This is a genomic window from Thalassovita mediterranea, from assembly GCA_019448215.1.
GTDB lineage: Bacteria > Pseudomonadota > Alphaproteobacteria > Caulobacterales > Hyphomonadaceae > Henriciella.
On the sequence record CP080408.1, the window covers coordinates 1,014,075 to 1,029,837 of the forward strand.

16 protein-coding genes and 1 pseudogene are annotated in these 15,763 nt (G+C 61.3%); 12 read left to right on the forward strand and 5 right to left on the reverse strand.

What is annotated here, in order from left to right; translation table 11 throughout:
• Positions 1 to 3: 3 nt before the first annotated feature.
• Positions 4 to 633, reverse strand: coding sequence for a MarC family protein (locus tag KUV46_04940; protein ID QYJ01744.1), 630 nt, complete (start codon positions 631 to 633; stop codon positions 4 to 6).
• Positions 634 to 748: 115 nt separating this feature from the next.
• Complete coding sequence (locus KUV46_04945; GenBank protein ID QYJ01745.1) at positions 749 to 1,189, reverse strand: MarR family transcriptional regulator; 441 nt, start codon at positions 1,187 to 1,189, stop codon at positions 749 to 751.
• 112 nt (positions 1,190 to 1,301) lie between these two features.
• Between KUV46_04945 and KUV46_04950 the strand changes: the two are divergent.
• Together KUV46_04950 and KUV46_04955 are read left to right on the forward strand one after the other, a co-directional pair.
• A pseudogene (locus KUV46_04950) lies at positions 1,302 to 1,652 on the forward strand (DUF1428 domain-containing protein).
• Positions 1,653 to 1,685: 33 nt separating this feature from the next.
• Positions 1,686 to 2,018 carry a DUF1428 domain-containing protein gene (locus KUV46_04955; GenBank protein QYJ02349.1) on the forward strand — a complete coding sequence of 111 codons (333 nt, stop codon included), beginning with the start codon at positions 1,686 to 1,688 and terminating at the stop codon, positions 2,016 to 2,018.
• Between the two features lie 6 nt (positions 2,019 to 2,024).
• On the opposite strand, the gene KUV46_04960 is transcribed toward KUV46_04955, so the two are convergent.
• Positions 2,025 to 3,137 (reverse strand): aromatic ring-hydroxylating dioxygenase subunit alpha, encoded by a 1,113-nt coding sequence (locus KUV46_04960; GenBank protein ID QYJ01746.1) that lies wholly within the window; start codon positions 3,135 to 3,137, stop codon positions 2,025 to 2,027.
• 105 nt (positions 3,138 to 3,242) lie between these two features.
• On the opposite strand from KUV46_04960, the gene lepA reads away from it, so the two are divergent.
• The 4 genes from lepA (at position 3,243) to KUV46_04980 (ending at position 7,751) form a co-directional block, all read left to right on the forward strand.
• Positions 3,243 to 5,048 carry a translation elongation factor 4 gene (lepA, locus tag KUV46_04965; GenBank protein QYJ01747.1) on the forward strand — a complete coding sequence of 602 codons (1,806 nt, stop codon included), beginning with the start codon at positions 3,243 to 3,245 and terminating at the stop codon, positions 5,046 to 5,048.
• 185 nt (positions 5,049 to 5,233) lie between these two features.
• Entirely contained in the window at positions 5,234 to 6,325 is a 1,092-nt protein-coding gene (locus KUV46_04970; GenBank protein ID QYJ01748.1) for an alkene reductase, read from the forward strand.
• Between the two features lie 32 nt (positions 6,326 to 6,357).
• Entirely contained in the window at positions 6,358 to 6,870 is a 513-nt protein-coding gene (locus KUV46_04975) for a DUF1311 domain-containing protein (GenBank protein ID QYJ01749.1), read from the forward strand.
• Positions 6,871 to 6,944: 74 nt separating this feature from the next.
• Positions 6,945 to 7,751 (forward strand): enoyl-CoA hydratase/isomerase family protein, encoded by an 807-nt coding sequence (locus tag KUV46_04980; protein ID QYJ01750.1) that lies wholly within the window; start codon positions 6,945 to 6,947, stop codon positions 7,749 to 7,751.
• A 6-nt stretch (positions 7,752 to 7,757) separates the two neighbouring features.
• On the opposite strand, the gene KUV46_04985 is transcribed toward KUV46_04980, so the two are convergent.
• A complete protein-coding gene (locus KUV46_04985; protein ID QYJ01751.1) occupies positions 7,758 to 9,437 on the reverse strand; it encodes a hypothetical protein in 1,680 nt (559 codons plus the stop codon).
• A 217-nt stretch (positions 9,438 to 9,654) separates the two neighbouring features.
• Here KUV46_04985 and KUV46_04990 point away from each other — a divergent pair, with 217 nt between their 5' ends.
• From KUV46_04990 to KUV46_05000, 3 genes are read left to right on the forward strand one after another with little or no spacing between them, the layout of a single operon-like run.
• Positions 9,655 to 10,236, forward strand: a complete 582-nt coding sequence (locus tag KUV46_04990) for a shikimate kinase (GenBank protein QYJ01752.1) — start codon at positions 9,655 to 9,657, stop codon at positions 10,234 to 10,236.
• Positions 10,229 to 11,359: a 3-dehydroquinate synthase gene (gene aroB / locus KUV46_04995; protein QYJ01753.1), complete on the forward strand. Its 1,131-nt coding sequence runs from the start codon at positions 10,229 to 10,231 to the stop codon at positions 11,357 to 11,359. Before KUV46_04990 ends, aroB begins: the two co-directional genes overlap by 8 nt.
• A 3-nt stretch (positions 11,360 to 11,362) precedes the next feature.
• A complete protein-coding gene (locus KUV46_05000) occupies positions 11,363 to 12,634 on the forward strand; it encodes an HlyC/CorC family transporter (protein ID QYJ01754.1) in 1,272 nt (423 codons plus the stop codon).
• Between the two features lie 30 nt (positions 12,635 to 12,664).
• Here KUV46_05000 and KUV46_05005 read toward each other — a convergent pair whose 3' ends face one another.
• The gene (locus KUV46_05005) at positions 12,665 to 13,450 is read right to left on the reverse strand and encodes a 3-hydroxybutyrate dehydrogenase (protein ID QYJ01755.1); all 786 of its coding nucleotides are present in this window, start codon (positions 13,448 to 13,450) and stop codon (positions 12,665 to 12,667) included.
• A 75-nt stretch (positions 13,451 to 13,525) separates the two neighbouring features.
• On the opposite strand from KUV46_05005, the gene KUV46_05010 reads away from it, so the two are divergent.
• The 3 genes from KUV46_05010 to pyrF all read left to right on the forward strand — a co-directional run bounded on the left by KUV46_05010 (position 13,526) and on the right by pyrF (position 15,690).
• Positions 13,526 to 13,960, forward strand: coding sequence for a DUF350 domain-containing protein (locus KUV46_05010; protein ID QYJ01756.1), 435 nt, complete (start codon positions 13,526 to 13,528; stop codon positions 13,958 to 13,960).
• Between the two features lie 183 nt (positions 13,961 to 14,143).
• Complete coding sequence (locus KUV46_05015; protein QYJ01757.1) at positions 14,144 to 14,815, forward strand: serine protease; 672 nt, start codon at positions 14,144 to 14,146, stop codon at positions 14,813 to 14,815.
• Positions 14,812 to 15,690, forward strand: coding sequence for an orotidine-5'-phosphate decarboxylase (gene pyrF, locus KUV46_05020; GenBank protein QYJ01758.1), 879 nt, complete (start codon positions 14,812 to 14,814; stop codon positions 15,688 to 15,690). The genes KUV46_05015 and pyrF overlap by 4 nt, the downstream gene beginning before the upstream one ends.
• Positions 15,691 to 15,763: the final 73 nt, after the last annotated feature.

Genomic DNA, 15,763 nt, shown 5'->3' on the forward strand with positions numbered 1-15,763 from the left:
ATCTTAAACTGCCGTCGTCCTGATCAATTCAATTACGGCATTGATCATCGTATTTACGGCGACAGCCGCCAGGATCATGCCCATAACGCGGCTGACAAGGGCTGCGCCCGCCATCCGGATCACTTTCAGGATTGGCGATGCCAACAGCATGAGCGCGAGCGCGCACAGCATGATGGCAACCATGATTCCGGCCGTGACGGCCTGCTCTTCGATGCTGAAACGGTTATTGTCCGTCAGCACCACAATCGCGAGGATCGCGCCAGGGGATGCCAGAGACGGCATCGCTAACGGAAACACGGCGACCGATCCGCCATCTGGTTCCTGCTCATACCCAAGCGCTTCGGACTCCGGCTTGGAGTCTCCAAAGATCATCGTCAACGCAAAGACCAGAAGGACGAGGCCGCCTGCAATCTGGAAGGCAGGCAGACTGATCTGAAGCGCGTTAATCAGGAACTGTCCGCCGACCAGAAAAGTCAGGAGGACGGACGTCGACGCAATCGTCGCCTGCACGGCAACCCGTCTTCGTTGGACTGCGGTCATCGCTGCAGTGACGGCAATAAAAACCGGGATCGTACCGATCGGATCGATTACGACCCATAGCAGGATGAACTGTTCAACGAGGGTGTGCGTCATGCTTGGCTGGCACGCCTTTCCTGCAAAATCTGAATTTTTAACGGAGCTGCTTCAGAGATTGCGGACCAAAGCACGATTACAAGTGCGCGGGTGTGCTTGCCTGCAAAGAAATGTGTCAGGCGAGCTCGGACAGAGCTGTTCTAAGGTCCTGGGGCCCGCAGGCGGTGACCAATGCATCAACTTTCGCGTGCTCGCTTTCCCAGATCGGGGCGGCCTCAGCTAAAAGCGAATGCCCTGCGTCCGTCAGCCTCAAAAGTCTGCTTCGCCGGTCTTTGGGATTGGGGGTGATTTCCAGCAATCCGCGCCGCTCCAATGGCTTGAGGTTCGCGGTCAAGGTTGTGCGGTCCATTGCCAACAGCTCGGCTACAGTCCCCATTGGCGGCGGCTCGGGCCTGTTCAGCGACATCAACAGCGAGAATTGACCGCTCGTGATGCCAAGATGGCGAAACGCTTCGTCAAAGCGGCGTGCCAGCGCTCTGGCCGCCCGCTGCGCCGCCAGGCAGAGGCAATGATCCTTCACATGAAGGGTTTGCGAAAATGTCACTTGATTCGTCATCGCTTATATAATTTACGTTGATATCAACTCTTATTCAATCGCGGAATTTGCCTATCTCAGTCTCCTCTCACATTGGATTTGGACGCTGAAGCACTCAAAAAGGACCTCTCCCATGAGCTACATTCAAGGTTTCGTCGCCGCCGTCCCGGAAGAAAACAAGGAAGCCTATCGAAAGCACGCCGCCGACGCCTTCCCCCTGTTCAAGGAGTTCGGCGTCCTGCGCATGGTTGAAAGTTGGGAAGACGACGTTCCGGACGGCAACGTGACCGACCTTCGCCGCGCCGTGAAGGCAGAACCCGGCGAGAAGATCGTCTTTTCCTGGTTTGAATTTGCCTCGAAGGAAGCCGCCGATGCGGCCAGCCAGAAAATGATGGAAGACCCCCGCATGGGAGCGATGGGCGGTGAGATGCCCTTCGATGGCATGCGGATGATCTTCGGCGGCTTCGAAACCTTGTCGGATGTCGGAAAGGCTGATGCCACTGAATACATCAGCGGGATGGTCGCCCCGGCCCCTGCCGACGGCAAGGAAAGCTATGCCGAATTCGCAAAGACGATGGCCGCAATTTTCCAGGAGTATGGCGCGACACGCCTGCTCGATGCCTGGGGCGTTGGCGTTCCCGCTGGCGAGGTCACCGACTTCCAGCGCGCCGTGCAGGCAACCGATGATGAGACCGTTGCCTTCGGCTGGGTCGAATGGCCCTCAAAGGAGGCCAGCGATGCCGGCTGGGAAAAGATGATGTCCGATGAGCGCATGCAGAACATTGAAATGCCTTTCGACGGCAAGCGCATGATCTTTGGCAATTTCAGGCCGATCGTCGACCTCAGCTAGCAAGGTCTAGCTGCGCCAGCGCAGCGTCACCGGCTTGATCGGGTTCTCAAACGGGCGGCTCTCGGTTCGCGAAGCCGCCCATTCCTTTTTCAGCGTGCGGTACCACTTGGCCTGCACGTCGATATCGTCGATCCAGATCATCGCCTTCTGATACTTCATGCCCTCATTCTGAAGGTCGACGATGTCGCCGTCCTGGCGCAGGAATTTGCGCGCGGCCGGCTTGAAGATCGGAATGGCGAGGTTCAGAAGCGGCGCCCCGAAGAACCAGGTCACCTGCGTGATCCGGGTCTGCTTTTTATAGACCGGGGTCAGACAGGTCAGCGTCAGAAGGCGCGCCGTGTCATTCTCGACAATCTCCCAACGATAGCCGGGAAGCTGGAATATGATCTGCGTCGTAACCTTGCCGCCGAATACCGCCTTGTATGCCAGCGAATTGGAAGACGGCTGGTGGCGATCAATCGCCCAGCCCCGATCACGCGGCACGAAGGGCTTTTCCTTCAGCTTGAGGCCCACGCTCGGCGGGCGCCACCACCATTGCGAATGCACGAAAGCGACATGGGCCGGGTCCATCAGGCCCACGACGGCGTCGTCCATGTGCGCGTTGAAAGTCTCTTCGATGACGAATTTCGGCTTGTCGGGCAGCTCTCCGTAGTCTGGCGGCGGCACATCGGGTTCGCCCTCGAACTTGGGGTCATGCGCGATGAAGACGAAGATCATCCCGTTCTTTTCGTGCACCGGATAGCGGCGCACCTTGAAGCGGCTTGCCTCATAGGGCTGGTCTTCGAGCACACTCGGCATGTGGCGGCAGACCCCGTCCGTCCCAAAGCGCCAGCCATGATAGGGGCACTCAACCGTCGGCTCGCCATTCGTGTCCTTCATCTTGCCTGCCGATAGCGGCACGAGGCGATGCGGGCAGATATCGCGCAGCGCAAAGGCCTCGCCTGCCTCAGTCCGGCCAACCACAATGGGCTGATCCAGCATGATGACATGCTTCAGGCCGCCGGGTTTCAGCTCGCTGGACGGGCACGCCAGATACCAGCTATCGGTCAGCCAGCCTTCAGCCGTGATGCCCGGCTGGGTGTCTGTCGTCTTGTCGATAAGGGTCTGCGTGTCGGCCATGACGCCTTTTATACTGCGCAAACCCTTACAGAAAGCCTGCAACACCCCGCATTGACAGCACGCAGCCGCTAGTCGGGGACGGCAAGCCCCGCTATATGGCGGGCCATGACACCCCGCGACAAGATCCGCAATTTTTCCATCGTGGCCCATATCGACCACGGCAAGTCCACCCTCGCTGACCGGCTCATCCAGGTCACGGGCGGTCTCACTGATCGTGAGATGCGCGAACAGGTGCTCGATTCCATGGATATCGAGCAGGAACGCGGCATCACGATCAAGGCCCAGACGGTCCGCCTGAACTACACCGCCAAGGATGGCGAGACCTATGTCCTGAACCTGATGGACACGCCCGGTCACGTCGACTTCTCCTACGAAGTCAGCCGCTGTCTTGCTGCCTGTGAGGGCTCGCTCCTCGTCGTCGACGCCTCTCAGGGCGTTGAGGCGCAGACCCTCGCCAACGTGTATCAGGCGATCGAGCAGGACCATGAGATCGTCCCTGTCCTCAACAAGATTGACCTGCCTGCCGCTGAACCTGACCGCGTGAAAGAGCAGATCGAGGACATTATCGGCCTCGACGCCTCAGACGCGATCATGACATCGGCCAAGAACAATATCGGCATCGAGGACGTGCTCGAAGCCATCGTTACGCGCCTGCCCCCGCCGCATGAAGGCGACCGCGACAAGCCGCTGAAGGCGTCACTGATCGACGCCTATTACGACCCCTATCTCGGCGTGGTCGTCATCGTGCGCATCGTCGACGGCGTGATGAAGAAGAAACAGAAGATCCGCATGATGCGCGCCAAGTCGACCTATGAGATCGACAAGGTCGGCATTTTCGGCCCCAAGCCGACCGACGTAGACGAGCTTGGTCCGGGCGAAGTCGGTTTCTTCGTCGCTTCCATCAAGGAAGTGGCAGACACGGCGGTCGGCGATACGATCACGGACGAGAAGAACCAGGCCACCACACCGCTTCCGGGCTATAAGGAAGTCGTTCCGATGGTGTTCTGCGGCCTCTTCCCGGTCGATGCAGGTGACTTCGACGATCTGCGCGCGGCCATGTCGAAGCTGCGCCTCAACGATGCGTCTTTCACCTGGGAAATGGAAACGTCTGCGGCGCTCGGCATGGGCTTTCGCTGCGGCTTCCTCGGCCTGCTCCACCTCGAAATCATCCAGGAGCGCCTCAGCCGCGAGTTTGACCTCGACCTGATCGCGACGGCCCCATCCGTGGTCTATGAAATGACCATGACGGACGGCACAGAGATGGAGCTGCACAATCCGGCGGACATGCCAGACGTCGTGCGCATCAGTGAAATCCGTGAGCCGTGGATCAATGCAACGATCTACACACCGGACGACTATCTCGGCGCCATCCTGCAGCTCTGTCAGGACCGCCGCGGTATCCAGAAAGAGCTCTCCTATGTCGGCGGTCGCGCCATGGTGAAGTATGAGCTTCCGCTCAACGAAATCGTCTTCGACTTCTATGACCGACTGAAGTCCATCTCGAAAGGCTATGCGAGCTTCGATTACGAGATCATCGGCCACCGCGCCGAGAACCTCGTGAAGATGCAGATCCTCGTGAATGATGAGCCGGTCGATGCGCTTTCCATGCTCGTCCACCGCGATCGCGCCGAAGGCCGGGGCCGTCAGATGTGTGAGCGCCTGAAAGACCTCATCCCACGCCAGATGTTCAAGATCCCGATCCAGGCCGCCATTGGTGGCCGCGTGATCGCACGCGAGACCATCTCGGCGCTCCGCAAGGATGTGACCTCGAAATGCTATGGCGGCGACGCGACCCGGAAGCGCAAGCTTCTGGAAAAGCAGAAGGCCGGTAAGCAGCGCATGCGCCAGTTCGGCAAGGTGGAGATTCCGCAAGAAGCGTTCGTCGCAGCGCTGCGGATGGATGACGATTGATCTCTTCCTATCCACTCGCATAGCGACCGAAGCCGAACCACAGGGTCGGCAGTCGGCACGCTAATGCAAGCGCCCCCTCCCCGCCTGCGGGGAGGGTCGGGGTGGGGCCTCCCCCACGTCACCGATAGGCAGGCGGCTTTTCGCTGATACTGTCCCGGAAAACAGATATCCGGGAGGCCTGCCGCATGACCAAGACCGATCTTTTCGAGCCCGTCACCTATAACGGACTGACGCTCAAGAACCGCATCGCCCTATCGCCGCTGACGCGCGCCCGCGCGACGCAGGATGGCAAGGCAGGCAAGCTTCAGGCAGACTATTATTCACAGCGCGCGAGCGCCGGTCTCCTCATCACCGAAGCAACAGCGGTCGTTCCGGGTGGACGCGGCGGGCCAATGCTGCCCGGTCTCTGGGAAGACGCACAGATCGCTGGCTGGAAGGAAGTGACCGACGCGGTACACGCGAAGGACGGCCTCATCTTCAGCCAGCTCTGGCATGCAGGCCGGCTCAGCCACTCCTCTCTCAGCGCTGACGGCAAGAGCGCGCCCGTCGCCCCGTCAGAATACAGCCAGCCCGGCGAGATTTTCACCGAAACCGGCCCTCAGCCCTATGAGCCGGTCCACGTCATGACCAAGGCGGAAATCAGGGAGATGGTCGGCGCCTATGAGGCCGCCGCAACCCGCGCCAAGGAGGCCGGCTTCGACGGGATCGAGCTGCACGCGGCCCATTCCTACCTCATCTCGGCCTTCCTCAATGACATGACGAACCAGCGGGACGATGAGTATGGCGGCTCTATCGAGAACCGCGCCCGCTTCCTGAAAGAAGTCCTCGAAGCCTGCCTGAAGGTCTGGGACGGCAATCGCATCATGATACGCCTTGCCCCGCTCGGTCACGCCTATGGCACCTGGGACACTGACCCCGAGCCGCTCTTCACTCATGTCGTCGACATGATGAATGATCTCGGCATTGGCTGGCTCGACCTCGTCGAAGGCGATACCGGCGTCACACGTACACCAGAGCCCTTCTTCGACGTCCTGAAACTGCGCAATCGCTTCAAGGGCCCGACCATTCTCAACAATCTCTACACAAGAGAAATGGCCCTCGACGCGCGCGAGAAAGACAGCGGCGACATCATCGCTTTTGGGCGCCCGTTCATTGGCAATCCGGACCTCGTCGAACGCCTCAAGGCCGATGCCGAACTTCACGAAGCCCCGCTCAAGGCTTATTATGGCGGCGGCGCACGCGGCTATACCGACTTTCCGACCATGGAAAAGGCCTGAGCGCTTGCGATAAACCGTGAACTGGGGGCAACATGACACGACCATTCTGGACCGTCGCAACCGCACTGGCCCTGATAACGGGATCATCTGCCTACGGACAGAAGTCTGACCTCGCCGGCGCCCGCGGCACGACTGTGCTCGAAGACTGCCTCGCCGAGGCTGAAGCCGGTGACCGTGACCGGCAATCCTGCGTCGGCAAGATGTACGATGCCTGCCCGGGGAATGCCGGCTCCACCCTCGAAATGGTGACCTGCATCACTGATGAGACTGCTTTCTGGGATGCCCGTCTCAATCAGGTCTACCGCGAGCTCATGGCGCTCTACCAGCAACAGGACGCCGAGTTTGACGATGCCTACAATATGGCCGCACGCCTGCGTGAGACGCAGCGCGGCTGGATAGAGTGGCGCGATCTCAAATGCCGCTTTGCCTATGACGAGTTTCGGGGCGGCACGCTGGGCCGCATCACAGGCGCAGACTGCATCATGAACATGACGGCAGAGCGCGCCTTCGAACTGGAAGACCTCAAAGACGCCGCGGAGATGTGACCCCTCCCCCGCGTCACCGATAGGCAGCCGGGGCGCCAGCAGCTAATCTCCCACGCAAAACAGGGAGACACGCCATGCCGGACACCGCCACCACTTTCGAGGAAATCCTCTACGAGGTCGCTGACAATATTGCGACCATCACGCTCAACGCGCCTGACCGGATGAACACGATTTCGGGGCCGATGCTCGACGGGCTCTCGGAAGCCCTCCTCAAGGCCGACAAGGACCCGGAAGTCCGCTGCGTGATCCTGACCGGCGCTGGCCGTGCCTTCTGTGCGGGCCTCAACCTGGAAAGCGCCACCAAAGGCGAAGGCATGGGCTCCGGCGCGGTCTCGTCGGCGAACCTTGACCTCCGCAACACGCCGCCGACCATCCTCTTTAACATGGACACACCGACCGTCTGCGCCATCAATGGCGGGGCGGCGGGTTATGGCATGGATACAGCGCTTGGCTGCGATATCCGCATCATGTCCGACAAGGCGAAGATGGCGGCCGCCTTCACCAAGCGCGGCATCCTGCCTGAAAGCGGCGGCACCTGGTTCCTGCCGCGCATGCTGGGTTGGGAGAAAGCATGTGAGCTCATCTTCACGGGCCGCACGCTCAAGGCTGACGAGTGCCTCGCCGAAGGCCTCTGCTCCAAGGTCGTCGCACATGACAGCCTGATGGACGAGGCCCGCGCCCTGGCCAAGGAAATCGCGTCCAACGCGCCGCTCGCCGTTCAGGCATCCAAACGCCTCATGCGTATGGGCCTGTCGGAGCCATTCACCGAGCACGTCCACCACGTCTTCCTGCAACTCCTGCCGCTCATGCGGTCAGAAGATGCCCGCGAAGGCATGATGGCTTTCCTCGAAAAGCGCGAGGCGAACTTCAAGGGCCGCTAAGCGGCGCTAGAAGCCACCTACAGCCAGCGCGAGGTCGCGTGCCTCGTCCTCAGCGCCAAGCCTCCGAAGGGTGGACAGGGCATTCTGCAGACCAGCCGGGGAAAGCTCGTCTGGATTGCCACCAACAGCGTTGAGGATAAGGAACAGCGCCTCGCCATGCGCGCCATTGCGGGCCGCTGCATCGATGGCGACGAGCTGGCCCGGAGACGGGCGGCTAGCTGCCTCATCGACCTGCGTCGCAAGCGCCTGACGAGCATCAACCGGCAGCGAGACATCGAAGGCGGTCCAGACCGCGAACAACGCCAGCGCCTGTGCGCGAACCTCGTCGCTCGCATCTTCGCCGATAAGGTTTTCGGCCACGCGCTCGATGGTCGCGCGGTTGCGTTCGCGGGACATGATCAGGCCATAGCCGCGCATGAGATCGACCTCATAGGACGCATCGCCTGACTCCACGCCAGCTGCATCGAGCCAGAACGTCGCCAGCGACATGTTGCCAACGGCCATTGCGGCGCGGGCAAAGCTGAGCGCCTCATCCTGCTCCACGGCATCTGCCGGAAAGCGTTTCAGATCGTCTTCGAACAGGGCGGCTGTCGTCGCGAGACCTTCCTCGCTGGCGCGGGCCTCCTCAAGGGCGGCTGCCAGTGCTTCGATCCGGCGGCGTTCCAGCGGAACAGTCTCCTCGGCATCGTCCTCGTCGGCATCGATCTCTTCTTCGGTACCAATAGGTTGGAGCGCGGTCAGGTCGCCGGGGCGCAGGATCACAGGCTGCTCTTCAACCTGCGTCAGCAGGTAGAGCGCTTCTTCACTCGCCGTCTCCGGCTCGAAATCTGGCGCAGCGACATAGTCGACATAGAGCGAGCGCAATTGCGGAGCGTCCATCAGCCTGCCCGCGACCGCCGTGCGCGCAGCCACCACACGCAGTTCAATCGGATTGCCGCGGTCATTTGCATAGGCGAGCGCAAGATCCGGCCGTGCCGTCTCCAGCGCTTCAGGTGTTACTTCGAGGTCAGCCAGCTCGGAGAACGCGACCTGCAGGCCAGAGCCCAGTCTCGCCTCGGGGCGCTCCTCAGCCTCCGCAATGATCGCGATCGCGGTCTCTGTGACCCACGGATCAGCACCTTCTTCAATGGCGGCAAGCTCAAGCGCGAGCTCAGCATCGCCAAGATTTTCGCCTTCGATGGCGCAGATGATACGAAGCTCCAGCCAGAACTTGTCGGCCGCTTCAGGGTTCATCTGATCGCAGACAAGCCCAAGTTCGCCGCGTGCGAGCCTGTTGTCCGACGTGATCGCATCAGGGTCGACGCCCTCTGGCAGCATATCCACCTGACGGCCAAGCTCGGAAACCGCCTGGCGTTCGCCCAAGGCTGCAAGCAGCTCGAGCCGTTTAGTTTGCAATTCAGCCGCGCCTTCTCCGCGCGGCGCCGCCGACGGTGAGCGCAATGCACGGCTGAGCAGGTCGCGCTCCGCCTCAGTCATCGTCTCGACCTCGAGGGAATTCATCAGGTCCAGAAGAAAATCCGGGTCAGACGAGGTCCAGATACGGTCACTCAGCGCGCGTTCGCCGCGCGCCAGAAGGTTGGTGTTCCAGGCATTCACGTCATCAAGGCCGCTAGTGCGGATCTGCGCGTCTGCCCCAAAACTGATCGACGCTGCCAGAAGCAGCGCCGGAACCGTTCTAGAAAACATTCTCGACCTCCATGCGCACTTCGCCGGCGTCCGGGCGCGAGTTATCAACTTCGGTGCCCAGCCACCAAAGAGTGCCAACAATGGCGATGATCAGGACAGCGAACAGGATGAACCATTTGCGCATTCGAAAGAAACCTCATTGGCATTAGCATGACCGCGATTGTTGCTCGGCAACGTCGAGCCTGTATAGGACACTCATGAGCGAGCTTAAAAGCCCATGACCACAAAGAGTAGCTACACCGCAGATCCGGCACGAATAGGGCAAGCCATCTCTAAACGCACAGTCGCGCTTGTCGGGCTCATGGGCGCTGGCAAATCGACTGTAGGCCGTCGGCTGGCAGAAGTGCTGGGCCGCCAGTTCTATGACAGCGATAATGAGATCGAGAAGGCAGCCGGCCTTTCCATCTCCGACATATTCGCCCTGCATGGCGAGGAAGAGTTCAGGCGCGGCGAACACCGCGTGCTGGAAAGGCTCCTCGGTGAAGCCCCTCATGTCCTCGCGACGGGCGGCGGCGCTTACCTCAATCCCGACACGCGCGACCTGCTGCGCGAAAAAGCCGTGACGATCTGGCTGAATGCCGATCTTGAGACGCTATGGCGCCGCGTTTCCCGTCGCAGCCACCGCCCGCTTCTGAAGGCAGACAACCCAAAAGGCGTGCTCAGCCGTCTTCTCGATGAGCGAACGCCAATCTATGAAAAGGCCGATCTGGTCGTGACCAGTGAGGAAGGCCCTCACCGCGCGACCGTGAACGCTATCCTGAAAGCGCTCGACGAGTGGAGCCAGACGCATAATGACTGAAACAACGACCGCCCTTCATTCGGTGCGCGTCGATCTTGGCGCGCGCAGCTATGACATCAAGATCGGCGCTGGCCTGATCGAGAGCGCAGGCGCAACGCTCGCGCCTCTGACCCGGCAGCCACGCGTTTTCGTGCTGACCGACGGAACGGTCGGCGGGCTCTATGCAGGCGCGCTCGAAAAAAGCCTGAGCGCCGAAGGCCTCGATATGCGCCTCAAGGCCGTGTCTCCTGGTGAGGGCGCAAAGAGCTGGGCAATTCTTGGCGAAGTGCTGGACTGGCTCCTGTCAGAAGGCGCTGGCCGGGACGACGTACTCGTCGCCCTTGGCGGCGGCATCGTGGGGGATCTGACAGGCCTCGCCGCCTCGCTGATGAAGCGCGGCATGACCTTCGTTCAGGTGCCGACGACTCTCCTTGCCCAGGTCGATAGCTCTGTCGGCGGCAAGACCGCCGTAAACGCGTCGCAGGGCAAAAACCTCATCGGCGCCTTCTACCAGCCTGCGCTCGTGCTCGCAGATACCGGCCTGCTCGCCTCCCTGCCGGAAAGAGAGCGTCTCGCGGGCTATGCCGAAATCGTGAAATACGCGCTGATTGACGACCCCGCCTTCTTCGACTGGCTTGAAAGCCATGGCCGCGATGTCGTCGCACTGAAGCAGGAGGCACTGGCTGAAGCGGTCGCCGTATCCTGCCGCGCCAAAGCGCGCATCGTCTCACAGGATGAGCGCGAATCCGGCGTCCGCGCGCTCCTCAATCTGGGTCATACCTTCGGCCACGCGCTGGAGGCTGTGAACGGGTTTCGCGACACCCTCCTGCACGGCGAAGCTGTTGCCGCGGGCATGGCGCTCGCCCTTCGCTATTCTGCGCGCCTCGGCCTGATGGACGTGGCAGACGCACAACGCGCTGAAGCGCTGCTTGAAAAAGCAGGCCTCGTGACACAATTGAACCGCGTGCCAGGGGGTCCATACACATCCAGTGCGCTCGTCGAAGCGATGAAGCAGGACAAGAAGGGCCGCGCCGGAAAGATTCCGCTCATTCTTGCGCGCGGTCTCGGTCAGGCCTTTATCCTGCCAGACGCCGATCTCGCCGATGTCGGCGAATTCTTAGAAGGGGAGCTCCAGCGGAGCTAAGCCATGATTATTGGAACATTTATCGCCATCCTCTGCCTGCTCGGGATGTCGGCTTTCTTTTCAGGCTCTGAGACAGCCCTTACGGCCGCCTCACGCACCCGGATGCACCAGCTTGAGCGTGACGGCGACAAGCGCGCTGCCAAGGTCACAACGCTGATTTCAGATCGCGAGAAGCTGATCGGGGCAATCCTGCTCGGCAACAACCTCGTTAACATTCTCGCCTCGGCGCTGGCGACGACGCTATTCGCTTCGCTCCTGCCGGGCGCGGCAGGTGTGGCGGTCGCCACCGCTGTGATGACCATTCTGGTTCTCATCTTTGCCGAAGTCCTGCCAAAGACCTACGCAATCACGCGCGCAGACCGCATGGCAATGTCGGTCGCAAAGCCGATCTCCTGGCTCGTCGCTGGCGCGGCATGGGTCGTCACTATCATCCAGAGCATCGTGAACTTCACCCTGCGCATGATTGGCGCAAGCGCGCCTGACGCGGACTTCACCGCCGAAGAAGAAATCCGCGGCGCCATCGACTACCACCACTTTGAAGGCGGCGTGGACGAAGCTGACCGCCACCGTCTCGTCGGCGCGCTCGACCTCAAGGACATGACCGTCGAAGAGGTCATGATCCACCGCAAGAACATCACCATGCTGGACGGCACCCTCCCCTCCGGTGAGATCATCCGCCAGGCGCTGAAAAGCCCGCACACCCGCATCCCGCTCTATCAGGCCGATGATGACGAGATTACGGGCATCCTTCACGTGAAGGACCTGCTGCGCGCGGTCGTCCATCACAAGGGCAATATCGACGGGCTCGACCTGACGGAGCTGCTACGTGAACCCTGGTTCGTGCCGGAAACGACGCCGCTACAGGACCAGCTCGACCTCTTCCTGAAAGAGCGCAATCACTTCGCCCTCGTCATCGACGAGTATGGCGAACTCCAGGGCCTGCTGACGCTGGAAGACATTCTCGAAGAGATTGTTGGCGATATCCGCGATGAGCACGACGTGCCGGTTCAGGGTGTGCGTCCACAATCAGACGGATCGGTCATTACCGAAGGCTGGGTAACTATTCGCGATCTGAACCGCGCAACGGGCTGGCAGCTGCCAGACGAGGAAGCCGTCACTGTGGCCGGGCTCGTCATCCACGAAGCCCAGACCATCCCGGAACCGGGCCAGCGCTTTGCCTTTCACGGCCACCGCTTCGACATCATCCGCAAGACCCGCAACCAGATCACGGGCCTGCGGGTCGCCCCCATGCCGGAAGAGCCTGAGGACGACTGACGCTGAAAGATGGCGGGTTCGGGTAGCGCGCTACTGTGCGACCCAGCCGCCATCCATCTGCATGAGCGCGCCATTGATCTGGTTCGCGGCGGGGCTCGTCAGGAACACCGCCATTGCACCGACCTGCTCAACCGTCACAAACTCTTTGGTCGGCTGTGCCGCCAGCAGGACGTTCTGCTTGACCTCTTCCTCACTGATACCGCGCGCTTTGGCGGTATCGGCAATCTGCGCATCGACAAGCGGCGTGTGGACATAGCCGGGGCAAATCGCGTTACAGCGCACGCCGTGCTGGGCCCCTTCCAGCGCAACAACTTTGGTCAGGCCTGCAATTCCGTGCTTGGCCGCGACATAGGCTGACTTGAAGGGCGACGCGACCAGCGCGTGGGCACTCGCCGTATTGATGATGCGCCCCCAGCCTTTCTCCTTCATCTGTCCCATAACGAGACGCGTCGTGTGAAACGCCGCGCTCAAATTCAGCGCGATGATGAGATTCCACTTCTCGACCGGAAATTCATCGACCGGCGCAACGTGCTGGACGCCCGCATTATTGACCAGAATATCGACACCGCCAAAATCGCGCTGCGCGTATCCGATCAGGCCCTCAATCGCCTTGGGGTCGGTCAGGTCAGCGCCAGAAAAGCCAACATCGACGCCAAATTCCGACTTGAAGTCCTCTACGAGTTTCTCGTCCTCGCCCGGCTTGGTGAGGCCATTCAGGATGACATTCGCCCCCTCTTTCGCCAGCGCCCTGGCAACGGCCTTGCCGATACCGCTGGTTGAACCGGTGATGAGTGCCGTTTTCCCGCTGTGCAACATTGGCATCCGTCCTGCTTGAGTGGTTGGTCCGGCTTGTTTAGGACAGACCATCAGAACAGAACAGTAGAGGTTTCCATGGGTGCGGTTTTTCAGTCTTTTCAGGAAGGCTTTCCGACATTCCTGATGTGGACCGGCACGGCCGGCCTCATGCTGATTGTCGCCGTGGCGATTTATATTCTGCTGACACCGTGGAAAGAGCTCGCGCTTGTGCGCGGCGGCAATGGGACTGCAGGCCTTGCCCTTTCCGGCGCGATTGTCGGCCTCGCAATTCCACTCGCATCATGCCTCGCCTCGAGTGTGTCGCTGCCTGACCTGATCCTCTGGGGCATGGTCTCGCTGATACTGCAGCTTCTTGCCTATCGCTTCACTGACCTTCTCCTGCGGGATCTGCCGCGTCGCATCCAGGAAGATGAAGCCGGCGCAGCTATCGTGCTCATCGGGACAAAGCTTGCCAGCGCCATGCTGCTCGCAGCAGGCCTCTGGGATCCAGCACTTCAGCGCCTCGGCTAAAGGGAGCGAGCTATCTTACGCCACCTTCCAGACTGGGTTTTCTACCTGCTTGCGCTCGCGGCGCTGGTCATTGGCGTATTCTCTATTTCGCCAAACCAAGATGCGCCGCCAGCGACGCCGGACTCCGTTGAACGCGAAGGCGCGACGCTGCCGCCGCCATCTGCCTTTGATGAGGCTGTTCTGGTGCGTGTGGAAGCGCCGCGCGACGGCATCGGTACCGCCTTCTCGATCAATACGGATGGCTACTGGCTGACCGCCCGCCACGTCGTCGATGGGTGCGATGATGTCTGGCTTCTCGTCGCCCCGAACCGCTATCTCCCGGTTCGCGACTTTTCTGTCTCGGACACGAATGACCTCGCGCTGCTCTATGCGCCGCCAAGCCTCGCCCCGGTCGCGCTCGACATTTCCAACGATCTTCGCGTTGGCAGCTATGGCTACCATGTCGGCTATCCGCAGGGGCGCCCCGGCGAAGCTGCCAGCCGTCTGATCTCCCGGTCCCGCCTGATCTCTCGCGGTCGCCGTACCGGTGAAGAGTCCGTGCTCGCCTGGGCTGAGACCGGTCGCACCTCTGATCTTGAAGGCACGCTTGGCGGCCTGAGCGGTGGCCCAGTTTACGACGCAGAAGGCAAGGTTCGCGGCGTCATCATCGCTGAAAGCCCCCGTCGTGGCCGCCTCTATAGCGCGTCGCCCGAAACCATCCGCACCTTCCTTGCCGAGCAGGACGTCGTCCCCCTGGGTGAACGCCCCGTTCCGTTTGAGCCAGGCACTTATGGCGGCTCTGCTGACCGCGTCCGCCAGAGCCTCCAGGTCGTGAAGGTCGCCTGCAAGGTCGACGAACCGGAAGCAGACTCATGAATTTCGCTGACCGGCTCATTGCAGCCACAGATGAGTATGGCCCGCTCTGCGTTGGCCTCGACCCGCATGCTGGCCGTATTCCGGACATTTTCGGCGGTGACACGCCAGAAGGCGTCGAGGCCTGGGGCCTTGCGATGGTCGAGGCTGCCAAGGGCCGCACCGGCGTCATCAAGCCTCAATCTGCCTTCTATGAGCGTCATGGCTGGCAGGGCATGCGTGCACTAACCCGCATTCTGGAAGCCGCACGCGACGCTGGCCTCGTCGTGCTTATGGACGCAAAGCGCGGCGATATCGGCTCAACCGCCGAAGGCTATGCGGCCGCATTCCTCGCCGAAACCGCGCCCTTTCCCAGCGATGCGCTGACGGTGAACCCCTATATGGGCGTCGACACGCTGGAGCCGCACGTGAAGGCAGCCGAAGCGAACGGCAAAGGCGTCATCGTCCTTGCCCGCACCTCCAATCCCGGCTCTGCCGACTTCCAGTCGAAATCGCTCGAGGGTGCGCCCCTCTATGAGCGCATCGTCGAAGCGCTCGCGCCAATGATCGAACGCCTCAGGGGCGAGAGCGGCTGGTCTGGTCTTATGCTCGTCACCGGCGCAACCGGCCCACAGGAAGCCCGCCGCCTGCGAGAGCTGGCACCCGACGCGCTTTTCCTCGTGCCAGGCTATGGCGCACAGGGCGCAGGGGCCGCAGACGCCATGAGCGGCTTTGTCCTGCGCGGAAACCGCCTTTCCGGCGGCGTAGTCAGCGCATCTCGCTCTGTCAGCTTCCCGCCAGAGGCCCAGTCTGCCTCGACCCTCGACGAGTGGCGCACCGCGATCGCAGGCGCCATCAATGCCGCGCAGGCCGATCTCATGGTCGCCGCAACGCGCTGAAAATGCCCTCCTGCCCTGACGTTGCGTCCACCTCGACAAGGCTATCGAAAACCGTAGCATGACACGGGCATCG